The organism is Amycolatopsis sp. lyj-346, from assembly GCF_046548975.1.
Lineage (GTDB): Bacteria > Actinomycetota > Actinomycetes > Mycobacteriales > Pseudonocardiaceae > Amycolatopsis.
In genome coordinates, this window is the sequence record NZ_JAJPWT010000014.1 from 223,380 (window position 1) to 237,129 (window position 13,750).

Consider the following 13,750-nt stretch of genomic DNA (forward strand, 5'->3'; position numbering starts at 1 on the left):
ACAGTTCAGCGCTTGCTGTCATAACACTGGTGACTGTACTGTTCGAGACATGCTGACATGTGAGACGCGGGGAGCTGCGCTGGCGCGGCTGGGACGCGCACTGGCGGACCCGACGCGCTGCCGGATCCTCGTGTCCCTGCTGGACGGGATGAGCTACCCGGGGCAGCTCGCCACCGAGCTGGGGTTGGGCCGCTCGAACGTCTCGAACCACCTGGCCTGCCTGCGCGGGTGCGGCCTGGTCGTCGCGACCTACGAGGGACGCCAGGTCCGGTACGAGCTCGCGGACGCGCACCTGGCCCGCGCACTGGAAGAACTGGTCCAGGTCGTGCTGGCGGTCGACACCGCGCAGCCGTGCGTGGACGACGAGGTCCCGGCCGCTGCGGTGGTGAGCTCGTGAGCCGCGACACCGGCGGGCGCGTCGAGCTGCCGTTGACCGGCCCGGCGGCCGAGCCGGACGGCTGTGCCGACGGGTGCTGCGCCAGTACCGCGCCGCCGGTGGACCCCGGACGGCGGGCGGTGCTGTCGCGGCGGGTGCGGCTGCTGGTCGCCGCCACGATCAGCTACAACGTCGTCGAGGCGATCATCGCCATCTCGGCCGGATCGATCGCGTCGTCGACGGCCTTGATCGGGTTCGGCCTGGACTCGGTGATCGAGGTCGCCTCCGCCGCGGCGGTGGCGTGGCAGTTCTCCGGCACGGATCCGGAGGCCCGGGAACGCACCGCGTTGAAGGTGATCGCGGTGTCGTTCTTCGCCTTGGCCGCCTACGTCACCGTCGAGTCGGCGCGATCGTTGTTCGGCGCCGACCCGGCGGAACACTCCACGGTGGGGATCGTGCTGGCCGCGGTGTCGCTGCTGGTGATGCCGTTCCTGTCCCACGCCCAACGCCGGGCCGGCCGGGAACTGGGCTCGGCGAGCGCGGTCGCGGACTCGAAGCAGACGTTGCTGTGCACCTACCTTTCCGGCGTTCTGCTGGTCGGGCTGCTGCTCAACTCGCTGTTCGGCTGGTCGTGGGCCGACCCGGTCGTCGCGCTGGTGATCGCCGGGGTCGCGGTGAAGGAGGGCCGCGAGGCCTGGCGGGGCGAACACTGCTGCTGACGGCACGCCCCGTCGGGGCTGCCCGATACGTTGGTGCCATGACGCTCTTGGGGGTTCTCGAGGACGACGAATACCTGCCCGGCCACGGCGTGCTGGTGATCCGCGACCGCCACGCCCCCGATGCGGGGGAACCGCAGGGCCACGCACTGCTCGGCGAGCTCGCGACCGACGCGTTGTCCGGCACGATCGCCACCGCCGGTGACGGCTGGGTGCACGGGCGCGCCGGCGACCCCGGCCAGGCGGTGCGGCTGGAAGCCCACGACGGGCCACCGCGGATCGCCCTCGCCGAGTGGGAGGACGTCGTCGAAACGCCGTTCCACAGCCGCACCGGCCGGCTCGCCTTCGCCGACCTCACCGGCGGCGAAGACGAGGGCACCCTCGAACTGGGCCGGCGCGGGTTGTTCCGCGCCCGGATCGCCCGCCGCGCGGCCACGGACGGCGAAGAGGGCGACGTCTGGCTGCTGCAGTTCTGGCCCTGCGCCGATCCGGGGCTGCCGCGCTGGGTGCGGCGGACCCGGCCGGCGATCGGCAGCCCGGATCCCGGCTGGCAGCTCGTGCTGGGCTACCCGGTGCTGGAGGTCGCCCACTTCGCCGCCGGGTACGGCCCGCCCCCACCGGAGTCGTGGCTCGACGAGCCCCTGCGCGGTGACCCGCCGGACGCGGCGCTCTGCGCGCAACTGGGCGGCACACCACCGGAATCGCCCCGCGACGCCATCGAGCTGCTCGTCGCGGCCGGAGTGCTCGTTCCCGACGGCACGCGGCACCGGTTCGCCGAGCGGCCGCCGTCCGCGGCCGAACGCCTCGACCTGCCCGGCCGGCTCGCCACCCAAGTCGAGCGGGCCGCGGCTCACACCCGGTACTGCCGGGTCGCCGCGGACCTCACCTCCGTCGCCGCGTGGGGCCACCCCGCCCCGGTCGACGACCTCGCCGAACGGCTGCTCATCCCACCCGGTGAGGTTCCCGGACTGCTCGCCTACGCCACCACCCGGTACGTCGAGCCGGTCGAAGGCGGAATCGTGGCGCGGCCGCGGCTTCGCTCGTAGGCGGCCGATCCTGCACGCACCGGAATTCACCGAGCACCAGCCCACCTAACGACCCGCCGCCCCGGGGTGCTGCGGGAGCTCGATGTGGACACTGGCACCCGATCCCGGTGGCGGGTCCGCGAACCACACCCGGCCGCCGTGGGTGCGGACCGTGGCCGCCACGATGGCCAGCCCCAGGCCGGAGCCCGGGAGGGCGCGGGCGGCCGGAGCGCGCCAGAACCGGGCGAACGCGCGCTCCCGGTTCTCCGCCGGGATTCCCGGGCCCTGGTCGGTGACGACCAGGGCGCCCGGCTCGCCGTGCACGTGGACGACCGAGCCCGGCGGCGAGAACTTGATCGCGTTGTCGAGCACGTTCAGCACCGTCCGTTCCAGGGCGGCGGCGTCGCCGGTGGTCGACCAGGGAGTCAGCTCCACCGCGAAGCCGTGCCGGGTCGTCCGGCTCCGGGCGCGGGCGACCGCGCGCTCGACCACGGCCGCCACCGCGACCTCCTCGCCGTCCGGCTCGCGGGTGTCCCTGGCCAGCTCCACCAGTTCACCCACGAGGTCGCCGAACTCCGCGGCCTGGGCCTGCAACCGGTCGACGATCCTCGCCCGGCGGCCGGGCGGCAGGGGGCGGCCGGAGCGCTCGCTGCGGGCCAGCAGATCGGCGTTGGTGCGCAGGCTGGTGAGCGGGGTGCGCAGTTCGTGCGCGGCATCGGTGACCAGCTCGCGCTGCCGTCGCCGCGAATCCCGCAACGCGCCCGTCATCGCGGTGAACGCCCGCCCGAGCAGGCCGGCCTCGTCGCGGCCCGCCACGGGCACCGGGGTGTCCAGGTCCTCGGTACGGGCGATGTGCTCGGCCGCGGCGGTGAGCCGGCCCAGCGGCGCGAGCGCGCGGCGGGCGAGCAGCAGGCCGGTCGCGCCCGCGACGAGCACGCCCGCCAGGCACACCAGGAACAGCAGCGTGCGCAGGCCGGCCAGGGTCTCCTCGACGGGCACGAGGCTCCGGCTGATGGCCACGACGTCACCGTCGCCGGCCGGGCGCAGCACCACCCGCACCGGCACCCCCGCCGCGGAGGTCCCGTCCCGCAGGGTCACGGCCGTCACGGCGTGGTCCGCCGGGTGGGTGACCACCGCGTCCACCCCGCCGGGCACGCACCCGGTGCCGTCGGCCCGCAACAGCTGGATGCCCTCGAGGAACCGCTGCACGTGGTGCGCGGACGGATCGCACAGCAGTGCCTTGCCGGCCATGGCGGGGCCGGCCGCCCCCGCGCGCATGGTGGCGAGCGTCGGAACTTCCTGGTCGAGCAGTGTCCGGTCGAGCTGGGCGAGGAGGTGGTGCCGGGTCGCGAACCAGGTGCTGCCGCCGATGCCGACGACCGCGGCCGCGACCACGCCGGCCGTGATCGCCGCGACCCGGCCACGCAGCATCATCCGCCGGCGCGCAGGACGAACCCGACACCGCGCACGGTGTGCAGGAGGCGGTCACCGCCCGCCGCCTCGGTCTTGCGGCGCAGGTAGCCCACGTAGACGTCGAGGGTGTTGGCCGACGGCGGGTAGCCCCAGACACGCCGGTGGAGGTGGGCGCGGGTGAGCACCCGCCGCGGCGCGGCCAGGAACTCGCGCAGCAGGTCGAACTCGGTCGGGGTCAGCGCGATCGGCCTGCCGTTCCTGGCCACCTCGCGGGTGACCGGATCGAGGACGAGGTCCGCGTGCCGCAGCGGCTCCCGGCGCGGTGCCGGAACGCTGTGCCGCAGGAGCGCGCGCAGCCGGGCGAGCAGTTCCTCCAGCGCGAACGGCTTGACCAGGTAGTCGTCGGCGCCGGCGTCCAGGCCGGTGACCCGGTCGCCGAGGCCGTCCCGCGCGGTCAGCATGAGCACCGGCAGGCGCTCGCCGCTCGCCCGCAGCCGCCGGCACACCTCCAGGCCGTCCACGCCCGGCATCAGCACGTCCACGATGGCGAGATCGGGGCGGGGCCCGGCCACGAACCGGCGCAGCGCCCGCTCGCCGTCGGCCACGGTCTCCACCGCGTAGCCCTCGAATTCGAGGCTGTCGCGCAGGCTCTCCCGCACGTCCGGGTCGTCGTCCACCACCAGAAGCCGCACGAGCACAACGTAAACCCGGCGAAGCGGAAAGCGGGCCGCTCTCACGATCTTCTCAGTGTCCGCCCAGGACTCTCTCATCCGCGGCCCGGCAGCGTGGGGACCATGACCGATTTCCCCCGCCGCACCTTCCTCGCAGGCACCGGCCTCACCGCCGCCGCCTCGCTGCTGCACTCCGCGCCCGTGGCCGCGGCCACGGGCGCCGACCCGGACCGGCTGTTCGCCGATGGCTGGTTCGCCGCTGCCGACCGCGGCTACGCGCGGATCCTGGCCGAGCACCCCGACGACGCGCACGCCGTCGCGCAGCGGGGTTACCTCGCCTTGCTGGGCAACAGGTTCACCGACGCCGAGCAGTTCCTGTCCCGGGCGGTCGGCCTCGGCGACCCGGCCTCGCGGCACCGGCTCGCCGAGTGCTTCGTCCGGCAGGACCGCCACGACCGCGCCGTGCCGCTGCTCCGCTCCACCGGTGACCCGCGTGACGCGGCGCACGCCGAGCTGTACTCGCACCTGGACGGCCCGGCGTGGCAGGTGCACGGGGTGGCGGACACGCGCCTGCCGTTCCTCATGACGGACCCGGTGCCCGCGGTCGAGGCGTCGGTGAACGGCGGTCCCCCCAAGGGTTTCCTGCTCGACACCTACGCGCCGCTCGACCTGAACCAGGCGGACGCCGAGGAGGCGGGGCTCCGCTCGCTCGCCACCGTGCCCGGCCGGGCCATGGGCGGGCCGATCACCATCCACCTGGGCATCCTGCCCTCGCTGCGCGTCGGCGGCATCGAGCTGCGCAACATCCCGATGCAGTGGGCCGCCATCCGGCGGCCGGCCCTCCCCGACGGCACACAGCCGGCCGGCGTCCTCGGGACGACGGTCTTCTACCACCTGCTGGCCACGATGGACTACGCCGGCCGGGCCCTTCGGCTGCGGCGCCGGACGGCCGGGTGCCGGACCGACGGCGACCGGCTGCCCCTCTGGCTGGCCGGCGACCACTTCCCGTGTTCGCTGGGCCGCGTGCTCGGCTACGGCCCCCGGGTGGTCACCCTCGACACCGGCGGGCTCGCCCACGGCCTCGACACCACGGTGGAGCTGGCCGAGCGGCTGGGCATCCCGGTGGACCGCGCGCACCCGCAGCAGATGGGCGGGAACACCGTGTACCCGATCACGGCGGAGCGGATCAGCCTCGGCGGGGCGACCGGGTACGACGTGCGCGGCTTCGCCTCCGAGCGCGGCGGCCTCGGCATTCCCGGGCCCGGCCAGGCAGGGCAGTTCGGGTTCACACCGATCGCGAACTTCACCCACGAGTTCTTCAAGCCGTTCGCCGTCACGTTCGACTACACCGCCATGCGGGTGATCATCCGCTGACGCGGCCAGGCTCCCGGGCGGCGGCGGTCCCTGCGATCATGGCCGCATGACGCCACGCCGCTGGAATCCGGGAACCGTCGCGCCGCCGATCGGGCGGTACAGCCACCTCGCGGAGGTGCCGCCCGGGCACCGGCTCGTGTTCGTCGCGGGCCAGCTCGGCACCCTCCCGGACGGCACGCTCGCCGGCCCGGACGCGGAGACGCAGGCGCGGCAGATCTTCGAGAACATCGAACTCCTGCTCGCGGCGCAGGGAGCCGGACCCCGGCACCTGGTCAAGCTCCTGACCATGGTGGCGGGCACCGAGCACCTGGCCGGGTACCGGGCAGCGCAAGCCGAGGTGTTCGCGAAGTGGTTCCCGGACGGCGATTTCCCGGCGCAGTCGCTGATGGTGGTGGCCGCGCTGGCCGGGCCGGACTTCACGGCCGAGGTGGAGGCCATCGCCGCCGTACCGGGGGCTTAGCCGGCGACCAACGCTCCCCCGCGCCGTGATCGGCTACACTCGGCCAGGTCAATTCCATGGAAGCTACTTCCGGCGATCGAACCGGGTGAGGAACGGGGCCATGCAAACCACCGACGGGCCGGTCTCGATCGAGGTGCGCGGTGCTCGCGTTCACAACCTGCGGGACCTCGACGTGTCCGTCCCCTTGCGACAGCTGGTCGCGATCGTGGGCGTTTCGGGTTCGGGGAAGTCGTCGCTCGCGCTCGGGGTGCTGTACGCCGAAGGGTCGCGGCGGTACCTCGAAGCGCTCTCGACCTTCACGCGGCGGCGGCTGTCGCAGTCGGCGCGTGCGGCGGTCGACAGCGTCGAACACGTTCCGGCCGCGCTCGTCCTGCGTCAGCGTCCGGGGGTGCCCGGGGTCCGCTCGACGTTCGGCACCTCGACCGAGCTGCTGAACGTCCTGCGCCTGATGTTCTCCCGGCTGGGAGCGCACCGCTGCCCGAACGGCCACCGGCAGGCACCGACGATCGACGTCGCCGTCGGGCTGAACCTCACCTGCCCGGAATGCGGGGTGGAGTTCGCCCCGCCCGGCGCGGAGTCGCTGGCGTTCAACTCCGACGGCGCGTGCCCGCGCTGCAGCGGCACGGGCGCGGTGCGGGAGGTCGACGAGGCCGCGCTGGTCCCCGACCCGGCCCGCTCGATCGACGACGGGGCGGTGGCACCGTGGTCGATGTTCGGGCTCACGGTGATGCCGCAGGTGGTGGCCGAGTTCGGTGTCCGCACGGACGTGCCCTACGCCGAGCTCACCGAGGCCGAGCGGGACATCGTCCTGCACGGGCCGTCCGAGAAGCGGCACATCACCGTCCCGTCGAAGAACGGGAAGCTGTTCGAGCTGAACTTCACCTACCGCAACGCGCGCCAGGCGGTGCAGGAAGCACTGGACAAGGCCGCCACCGAACGCGGGCTGAACCGCGTCGGCAAGTTCCTCAGCGTGCAGGTGTGCCCGGTGTGCCACGGCACCCGGCTCAGCGACGAAGCCCGCGCCACCCTGGTGGACGGCATCACCCTCGCCGAAGCCACCGCGAAGACCCTGGACGACGTCCTGGCCTGGGCGCCCGCCGTGATCCCCGCCCTGCCGGCGTCCATGACGCGCATGGCGGAGAGCATCGTCGACGAGCTGCTGGTGAACGCGCGGCGCCTGGTCGAACTGGGCCTGGGCTACCTGAGCCTCGACCGGGCGTCCTCGACGCTGTCCACCGGGGAACGGCAGCGCATCCAGCTGGCCCGGGCGGTGCGCAACCGCACCACCGGCGTGCTCTACGTGCTGGACGAGCCTTCCGTCGGCCTGCATCCATCCAATGTGGACGGTCTGCTCGGCGTCGTCCGCGACCTGCTGGCCGACGGCAATTCCGTGGTCCTCGTCGACCACGACGTCCAGGTCATCCGCGAAGCGGACTGGGTGATCGAAATCGGTCCCGGCTCGGGCGCCGAAGGCGGCCGGATCATCGCCACCGGCGACGTCCCGGCCATCGGGCGGCACCCGGCGTCCCTCCTCGGCGGATTCCTCGCCGGGCGCGAACCGGTGGTGGTGCGGGAACGAGCCCGCGAAGACGAGGTGTTCGCCCTCGGCACGGTGCGGCTGTCGACCGCGCCGCTGCACACCGTGCACGCCCTCGACCTCGAGCTCCCGGCCGGGCGGCTCACCGCGGTGACCGGCGTCTCGGGCTCGGGCAAGACCACGCTCGTCCTCGACAGCCTGGTCCCCGCGCTCACCGCGCACCTCGACGGCGCGGCGCTGCCGGCCCACGTCCGCGGCCTCGAGCCGGGCCGGATCACCCGGGTGAACGTCGTCGACGCCACCCCGATCGGCGTCAACGTCCGCTCCACCGTCGCCACCTACAGCGGCGTCCTCGACGACCTGCGCCGCGCCTACGCCCAGACCCCGCAGGCACGCGAACGCGGCCTGGCCGCCGGCGACTTCTCCTACAACACGGGCTCCCTCAAGTGCCCGCGCTGCGACGGCACCGGCCAGGTCTCGCTCGACGTCCAGTTCCTCCCCGACGTCGACATCGTCTGCCCCGACTGCGACGGCTCCCGCTACGCACCCGAGGCCGGCGCGATCCGCCGCACCCCCGCGCACGGCGCTCCCAGAAGTGGCCTCGCCCTCCCCGAGGTGCTCACGCTGACGGTGGCACAGGCGCTGGACCGGATCGGCGACCTCCGCCGCGTCCGCACCCGGCTGCAGACCCTCGTCGACCTCGGGCTGGGCTACCTCACGCTCGGCGAAGCCACTCCCGCGCTGTCCGGTGGCGAAGCACAGCGTCTCAAGCTGGCGTCCGAACTCCACCGCGACCAGGCCGACACCCTCTTCGTCTTCGACGAACCCAGCGTCGGCCTGCATCCCCTCGACGTCCGCGTCCTGCTCGACGTCGTCGGGCGCCTGACCGGCAACGGCGCCACCGTCGTCGTCATCGAACACGACCTCGACCTGATCGCCAACGCCGACCACGTCATCGACATGGGACCCGGTGGCGGCGCCGCCGGCGGCGAAATCGTCGCCACCGGCGCTCCCGGCAGGCTCGCCGGCCTGACCGGCAGCGTCACCGGACGTTACCTGCGGGACCACGTCGGATCACAGCGGTAGGGCGGAGGCGGAGCATGGCCGACTTGCGGCAGGTGTTCGACGAGCTGGTCAAGTACGAGATCGAACTGTGGGACGCGATCGACGCGCGCCTGCGGGCCGAGTGCGACCTCCAGCTCACCTGGTTCAAGGTGATGCAGCTGCTCGACCGGCTGCCGGAGGCCCGGGTACAGGACATCGCCGCGGAGTTCTCCATCACGGTCGGTGGCACCAGCAAGGTCGTCGACCGGCTCGAAGCGTCGGGGCTCTGCCGGCGCCGCCCCCACCCCCACGACCGGCGGTCCTCCGTCATCGAGCTGACCGCGAAGGGCCGCCGCCTGCTGGGCAAAGCCGCCGTCGTCGTCGACGGCGAACTGCAGGCCCGGCTCGGCTCGGTGCTCCCCGAACGGGCACTCGCCCAGCTCCACCGGACCCTCACCACGCTGCGTGCCGCCGGGCGCGCCCTCGACCACCACCGCTGAGCTTTTCCGGAAATCTCAGTCTCTGGTCTGAGAAAAGCCGTCACAAATCCCCGTTTTTTGCCTGAGGACAATGCGCGACACGACCGCGTAACCTCATTCTCGGCCACGGCGAAACGGGAGGTCCGACCATGAACGACGACCGGAAATCCGCAGTACCGGCACGGCATCGGCGCAACGGGAGGTTCGGCACCCTGCCGAAAATCGACGTCGTCGGTCTCACCATCGACCTCGCGGTGGCCACGGCGTTCCTCCTCGTCCTCGCCAAGGCGACCGGGCCACGGGACGAAGCGGCCTGACGACCCGGCCCTCCCCGGCGGCGGGCGGAAACCGTCGTCCGGGGAGGGCCGCGAAGGCGATCAGGTGAGCGCGAGCGCCACTTCGTCCGATCCGAGGATTCCCCGGCGGAGGTTCTGCACCCGCTCGGACGGCTCCAGGCCCAGTTCGCCGAGCAGCGCGTGCCGCAGGCGCTCGAAGACTTCCAGCGCTTCCACCCGGCGGTCCACCCGGTGCAGCGAGAACATCAGGTACTCGTGGAAGCGTTCGTGGTACGGATGCTGGTGCACGAGCATCGTCAGCTCGCTGACCAGTTCCCGGTGCCGGCCCAGGCGCAGCTCGCTTTCGATCCGGAGTTCCCGGGTGGCCACCCGGCGCTGCTCCAGCCGGGTGATCTCCGATCCGAGCGGCAGCCCGTGGTCGATGTCCGGCAGCACCGGGCCCGTCCACAGCTTTTCGGCCCGCCGCAGCAGTTCGACGGCCTTCGCGTCGTCGCCGTCGGCGACGGCGCGCTCGCCCGCGCCGGCCAGGCCCAGGTATTCGTGGAGGTCGAAGGAGCAGTCCGCGAGCTGGAACCGGTAGCCCTCACTGCGGGTCACCAGCACTTCGTTGCGCACCTGGTCGGGCGGCAGGTGCAGGCCCTGGGCGAGCCGGCGGCGCAGGTTGAGGATGTACGTCTGCAGCGCGGTACGCGCCCGCCGGGGCGGTTCGGCCGGCCACAGTTCGTCGATCAGCTGGTGCACCGGGACGATGCGCGCGTAGTTGAACAGCAGCAGTGCGATCACTTCACGCTCTTTGGGTGCGCTGGGCGCGGCTTCGGTGCGATGTCGCCCGCGGATGGACAAGTTGCCCAGGATCGTGATGGTGGTGCGGTCCCCCATGTTTTCTCCTTTGCAGGAAAACAGTCTCCAGAACCAATGTGGAAGTGTTACCGACCGTGACGCCGCCCTCCCCCTCGAATGGCCGGCCACATTCGGAGCGCATGCCGGAATCTCGCCTCGAATTCTGCCGGCCCCTTTCGCCGGTACGCCCACCAGTCAACAACCCCCGAGCCGGTATTGTACACCGTCCAGAACCCACCATTCGCGATTAATCCGAATGCGCCACCCAGCCGTCCTCGACGAAAACAGCGGAAACGAGAAGGCCGCCAAGCGGATCTCGTGGCGGCCCTCCCGCATCGACACGGATTCGATCGGCCTGCCCATCGCGATGCGGGGTGGGCATACGAAAGCGCATTCCGCGTCAGTCCACCGCCGACGGCTGCTTCGGCCCGACGCCCGCGGCATCGGGGGAAAGCCGCACGAACGCCGAGAGCCCGGCGGTCAGCAGGTCCGCGGCGGTCACCACGAGCCGGCTCATCGCGACGACGGCCACGACGGCGGGCACCGACGGCTCGGCGAGAGCGACGTTCAGCGCCAGCCCGAGCACGGCTTCCCGTGCCCCGAGCCCGGCGGGCAGCACGACCACCAGCACGCCGGCGACCGACGCCAGCGCGAACCCGCCGAGGAGCACCGCGGTCCCGGGCAGCCCGTTGATCGGCACCCCCCGGGTGAGCACCACCAGGTGCAGTCCGGCGAGCACCCACCCGGCCGCCATCAGTCCCACGGCGCCGAAGACCGCGCGCGGCCCGGGGAGCACCACGGTCTTGCCCGTGCGCCGCCGCACGATCGCGGCGGCGGTCCGGGTCAGCGGCGGGGTGCCGATGACCAGCAGGCCGGCCGCGAGCAGCGGCACGACCACCCACCACACCGGCTGGACCGCGGCCAGCGCGGGCACCGCCACCAGCCCGACCGCCAGGCCGGCGACCGTGGACACGAGCACGCTGGCGAGGAAGGCGCTGGCCAGCAGGCCCGGCGGCTCGCGCAGCTTGCGCGCGAGGTCGGCGTGCGCGACGGCGGGCCACAGGCCGCCGGGCAGGTACCGGCCCAGCCCGGCGACGAAGTACACCTTCGCCGCGACCGGCGTCGCCAGCCGGCAGCCGAACGCCGCGAGCAGCGCACGCCAGCCCGCCATGCCCAGCCACGCACCCGCCGCCGCGATCGCGACCGCGGCGGCGAAGCGTCCCCAGCCCAGCGCCGCCACCATCGCGGCGACGTCGCCGCGGTGCACGAACACCTGGTAACCCAGGAAGCCCAGCACCGCGACGTACAAGCCGGCCCGCACCACGGCGAAGACCCTGCGCCCGGTCACCGCCCACCGGCCAGGGAGATCCGGGTCCGCTGCAGGTCGTGGTCGGACAGCCCGGCGGGGTCGTCGAACCGGTAGTCGTGCACCCGCACCCCCGGCGTGGTCAACGTCCAGTCCAGTCGCCACAGCGGCGCGGACGCCGGCCAGGACCGCGGGTAGAGCGACGAGCTCGCCCGGCCGGCGTCCACCAGCGTCCCGCGCAGGTCGTCGAGGTCGCCCATGGCCGGGCTGGTGTTGAAGTCACCCGCGACGAGCAGCGGGTTCGGGTTCGCGGCGACGTCCTCGGCGAGCCCGGCCAGCTGGGCCTTGCGCAGCCCGTCCCGCGCGCGGACGTAGCTGTAGAAGCCGTGGCTCAGCGGGCTCCGGGTGACGTCGACCTGCACCGGCAGGTGCACGTTGTAGACCGTCAGGACCGACGAACCCACCTGCAGGTCGGTCCGCAGCACCTTCGCGCTTTCGAACACCTCGTCGTACGGCGCCCCGTCGGGCAGGCCGCGGTCCGGCCCGACCCGTGGCCGGTCGAGCACGGGGTACCGCGACAACGTCAGCAGCTCGCCCCGGGCCACGACGTGGTAGCCCGGGAACTCCGCGCGCAGCCGGGCCAGGTCGTCCGGGTCGCGCGCGCCGTCGGCCCCGGCCAGGTCCACGTATTCCTGCAGCAGGTAGATGTCGGCCGGGTGCGCGTGCAGGTAGGCGTAGAACCGGTCCGGGTCGTCGGTCTGGTGCCAGTACTCGGTGTTCCAGGCGACGACGGCCGGCGCGTCAGCCGGGGCCGCGCCACCGTGCCCGCCGAACGCGGCCACGTTGATCCCGCTGCGTCCCGCGCCCGCCACCAGCGCGGCCACGGCCATCACCAGCACCAGCCGGAACGCCGTCTTCGGCACGCGCCGCCGCAGCAGCCGCGGCACCGCGAGGGCGAGCGCGATCAGCACCGGGCAGAGCAGGAAGGCGAGCGGGGGCACGAGACCGGGCAGCAGCCACACCCACGGGCCGCCGGTGAACAGCACGTAGGCCACGGTGAACAGCAGCCAGGCCGCGGTGAGCCCGACCAGCACCCGGGTGGCGGCACACCACCCGGCGGGCCGCGGCCGAAGCGCCTGCTCCGGTTCCTCGAGCGTCTCCGCCGTCATGCCGGGACCTCGTCGTAGATCCGCCGGAACCGCGGGGACAGGACCCACTGCGCCGCGCCGGTCAGCACCCCGGCCGCGATGGCGACGTTGGACACCAGGTTGGTACCGACGAAGAAGAGCCCGAACCCGACGCCGCGGCGGCGCGCGACGAACCGGTACATCGCCCCGTCGGCGGCGATCGAGCCCAGCAGCAGGCCGGCCGGGACGACCGTCCACAGTGGTCCCGCCAGCAGCGGCAGCGGCACGGTCAGCACCGCGCCCAGCGCGGCCAGGCTGCCGGCCGCGCGAGCGGGCGACTCCGGTCCCTTGCCGAGCTTCTGCCCGCCCGCGAACAACGGCACCCGCAGCAGCGACCGCGTGAACACCTTGTTCAGCAGCACCTTCAGCTTGTCGTCGTGGTCGTGCCTGCCCCGCACCGCGGAGGTGAGCCGCAGTTCGTACGCCCGGCCCAGCCGGGCACCGTAGTCGGCGTCCTCGGTGTGCCGCAGCTTCGCGTTGAACGGCCCGACCGCGGCGAACACCTCCGCCCGCATGGCCATCATCGCCGGGTAGATCCCGGAGATCGGGCCCTCGCAGGCGACCTGGACGTAGTGCAGCTGGAGGCTCCGGTAGCGTTCGACGGGCCCGTCGTCGATCAGCGGGTCGGCGTCGTAGATGCCGCACACCGCGCCGATGCGCTCGTCGGACCGCAGCAGGGTGACCGCGTTGGCGACCGCGTCCGGCGCGAGGCCGACGTCGGAGTCGAGGAAGAAGAACACCTCGCCGGTGGCGGCTTCCGCGCCGACGTTCCGGGCCCCGGCGCAGCCCATGTTGACCGGCGTGTGCACCACCTTGGCGCCGAAGGACTGCGCCACCGCGACCGAGTCGTCGGTGCTGCCGTCGTCGACGACGATCACCTCCAGCCGCGGGTACGCCTGCTCGGCCAGCGCTTGCAGGCACAGCCGCAGGGAGCGTTCGTAGTTGTAGTTGGGGATGATCACCGATACCAGCGGGGTCCGCTCGATCATGGGAGTTCTCCGTCGATCCGGTCGGGGTGGCTTGCCG

The 13,750-nt window shown here is 73.1% G+C and carries 14 protein-coding genes; 8 read left to right on the forward strand and 6 right to left on the reverse strand.

The window, feature by feature from the left end; all coding sequences use genetic code 11:
- Positions 1-49: 49 nt before the first annotated feature.
- Genes ACLJQE_RS33525 through ACLJQE_RS33535 form a run of 3 tightly spaced genes read left to right on the forward strand, consistent with a single transcriptional unit; the run spans position 50 to position 2,138 of the window.
- Positions 50-397, forward strand: coding sequence for an ArsR/SmtB family transcription factor (locus tag ACLJQE_RS33525; protein ID WP_410643543.1), 348 nt, complete (start codon positions 50-52; stop codon positions 395-397).
- Positions 394-1,095, forward strand: a complete 702-nt coding sequence (locus ACLJQE_RS33530; RefSeq protein WP_410643544.1) for a cation transporter — start codon at positions 394-396, stop codon at positions 1,093-1,095. Before ACLJQE_RS33525 ends, ACLJQE_RS33530 begins: the two co-directional genes overlap by 4 nt.
- Before the next feature lie 38 nt (positions 1,096-1,133).
- Entirely contained in the window at positions 1,134-2,138 is a 1,005-nt protein-coding gene (locus ACLJQE_RS33535; protein WP_410643545.1) for a hypothetical protein, read from the forward strand.
- A gap of 45 nt (positions 2,139-2,183) precedes the next feature.
- On the opposite strand, the gene ACLJQE_RS33540 is transcribed toward ACLJQE_RS33535, so the two are convergent.
- Positions 2,184-3,551, reverse strand: a complete 1,368-nt coding sequence (locus tag ACLJQE_RS33540) for an ATP-binding protein (RefSeq protein WP_410643546.1) — start codon at positions 3,549-3,551, stop codon at positions 2,184-2,186.
- Positions 3,548-4,222, reverse strand: a complete 675-nt coding sequence (locus ACLJQE_RS33545) for a response regulator transcription factor (RefSeq protein ID WP_410643547.1) — start codon at positions 4,220-4,222, stop codon at positions 3,548-3,550. Before ACLJQE_RS33545 ends, ACLJQE_RS33540 begins: the two co-directional genes overlap by 4 nt.
- A 102-nt stretch (positions 4,223-4,324) precedes the next feature.
- Here ACLJQE_RS33545 and ACLJQE_RS33550 point away from each other — a divergent pair, with 102 nt between their 5' ends.
- The 5 genes from ACLJQE_RS33550 (at position 4,325) to ACLJQE_RS33570 (ending at position 9,412) form a co-directional block, all read left to right on the forward strand.
- Positions 4,325-5,575 (forward strand): aspartyl protease family protein, encoded by a 1,251-nt coding sequence (locus ACLJQE_RS33550; RefSeq protein WP_410643548.1) that lies wholly within the window; start codon positions 4,325-4,327, stop codon positions 5,573-5,575.
- Between the two features lie 46 nt (positions 5,576-5,621).
- Positions 5,622-6,035 carry a RidA family protein gene (locus tag ACLJQE_RS33555; RefSeq protein ID WP_410643549.1) on the forward strand — a complete coding sequence of 138 codons (414 nt, stop codon included), beginning with the start codon at positions 5,622-5,624 and terminating at the stop codon, positions 6,033-6,035.
- A 100-nt stretch (positions 6,036-6,135) separates the two neighbouring features.
- Positions 6,136-8,658 (forward strand): excinuclease ABC subunit UvrA, encoded by a 2,523-nt coding sequence (locus tag ACLJQE_RS33560; RefSeq protein ID WP_410643550.1) that lies wholly within the window; start codon positions 6,136-6,138, stop codon positions 8,656-8,658.
- A 14-nt stretch (positions 8,659-8,672) separates the two neighbouring features.
- Positions 8,673-9,116, forward strand: coding sequence for a MarR family winged helix-turn-helix transcriptional regulator (locus tag ACLJQE_RS33565; protein ID WP_410643551.1), 444 nt, complete (start codon positions 8,673-8,675; stop codon positions 9,114-9,116).
- Positions 9,117-9,244: 128 nt separating this feature from the next.
- Entirely contained in the window at positions 9,245-9,412 is a 168-nt protein-coding gene (locus ACLJQE_RS33570) for a hypothetical protein (RefSeq protein ID WP_410643552.1), read from the forward strand.
- 60 nt (positions 9,413-9,472) lie between these two features.
- On the opposite strand, the gene ACLJQE_RS33575 is transcribed toward ACLJQE_RS33570, so the two are convergent.
- The 4 genes from ACLJQE_RS33575 to ACLJQE_RS33590 all read right to left on the reverse strand — a co-directional run bounded on the left by ACLJQE_RS33575 (position 9,473) and on the right by ACLJQE_RS33590 (position 13,713).
- On the reverse strand, positions 9,473-10,270 hold the full coding sequence (locus tag ACLJQE_RS33575) for an AfsR/SARP family transcriptional regulator (protein WP_410643553.1): 798 nt from the start codon (positions 10,268-10,270) through the stop codon (positions 9,473-9,475).
- A 361-nt stretch (positions 10,271-10,631) separates the two neighbouring features.
- Positions 10,632-11,579, reverse strand: coding sequence for a hypothetical protein (locus ACLJQE_RS33580; protein ID WP_410643554.1), 948 nt, complete (start codon positions 11,577-11,579; stop codon positions 10,632-10,634).
- Complete coding sequence (locus ACLJQE_RS33585; protein ID WP_410643555.1) at positions 11,576-12,706, reverse strand: endonuclease/exonuclease/phosphatase family protein; 1,131 nt, start codon at positions 12,704-12,706, stop codon at positions 11,576-11,578. The genes ACLJQE_RS33580 and ACLJQE_RS33585 overlap by 4 nt, the downstream gene beginning before the upstream one ends.
- Positions 12,703-13,713: a glycosyltransferase family 2 protein gene (locus tag ACLJQE_RS33590; protein ID WP_410643556.1), complete on the reverse strand. Its 1,011-nt coding sequence runs from the start codon at positions 13,711-13,713 to the stop codon at positions 12,703-12,705. The genes ACLJQE_RS33585 and ACLJQE_RS33590 overlap by 4 nt, the downstream gene beginning before the upstream one ends.
- Between the last annotated feature and the right edge of the window lie 37 nt (positions 13,714-13,750).

Coding starts and splice junctions, on each gene's coding strand:
- ACLJQE_RS33525 (WP_410643543.1), top strand. CDS start 50: ATGCTGACATGTGAGACGCGGGGAGCTGCGCTGGCGCGGCTGGGACGC.
- ACLJQE_RS33535 (WP_410643545.1), top strand. CDS start 1,134: ATGACGCTCTTGGGGGTTCTCGAGGACGACGAATACCTGCCCGGCCAC.
- ACLJQE_RS33540 (WP_410643546.1), bottom strand. CDS start 3,551: ATGATGCTGCGTGGCCGGGTCGCGGCGATCACGGCCGGCGTGGTCGCG.
- ACLJQE_RS33550 (WP_410643548.1), top strand. CDS start 4,325: ATGACCGATTTCCCCCGCCGCACCTTCCTCGCAGGCACCGGCCTCACC.
- ACLJQE_RS33555 (WP_410643549.1), top strand. CDS start 5,622: ATGACGCCACGCCGCTGGAATCCGGGAACCGTCGCGCCGCCGATCGGG.
- ACLJQE_RS33560 (WP_410643550.1), top strand. CDS start 6,136: ATGCAAACCACCGACGGGCCGGTCTCGATCGAGGTGCGCGGTGCTCGC.
- ACLJQE_RS33565 (WP_410643551.1), top strand. CDS start 8,673: ATGGCCGACTTGCGGCAGGTGTTCGACGAGCTGGTCAAGTACGAGATC.
- ACLJQE_RS33570 (WP_410643552.1), top strand. CDS start 9,245: ATGAACGACGACCGGAAATCCGCAGTACCGGCACGGCATCGGCGCAAC.
- ACLJQE_RS33575 (WP_410643553.1), bottom strand. CDS start 10,270: ATGGGGGACCGCACCACCATCACGATCCTGGGCAACTTGTCCATCCGC.
- ACLJQE_RS33585 (WP_410643555.1), bottom strand. CDS start 12,706: ATGACGGCGGAGACGCTCGAGGAACCGGAGCAGGCGCTTCGGCCGCGG.
- ACLJQE_RS33590 (WP_410643556.1), bottom strand. CDS start 13,713: ATGATCGAGCGGACCCCGCTGGTATCGGTGATCATCCCCAACTACAAC.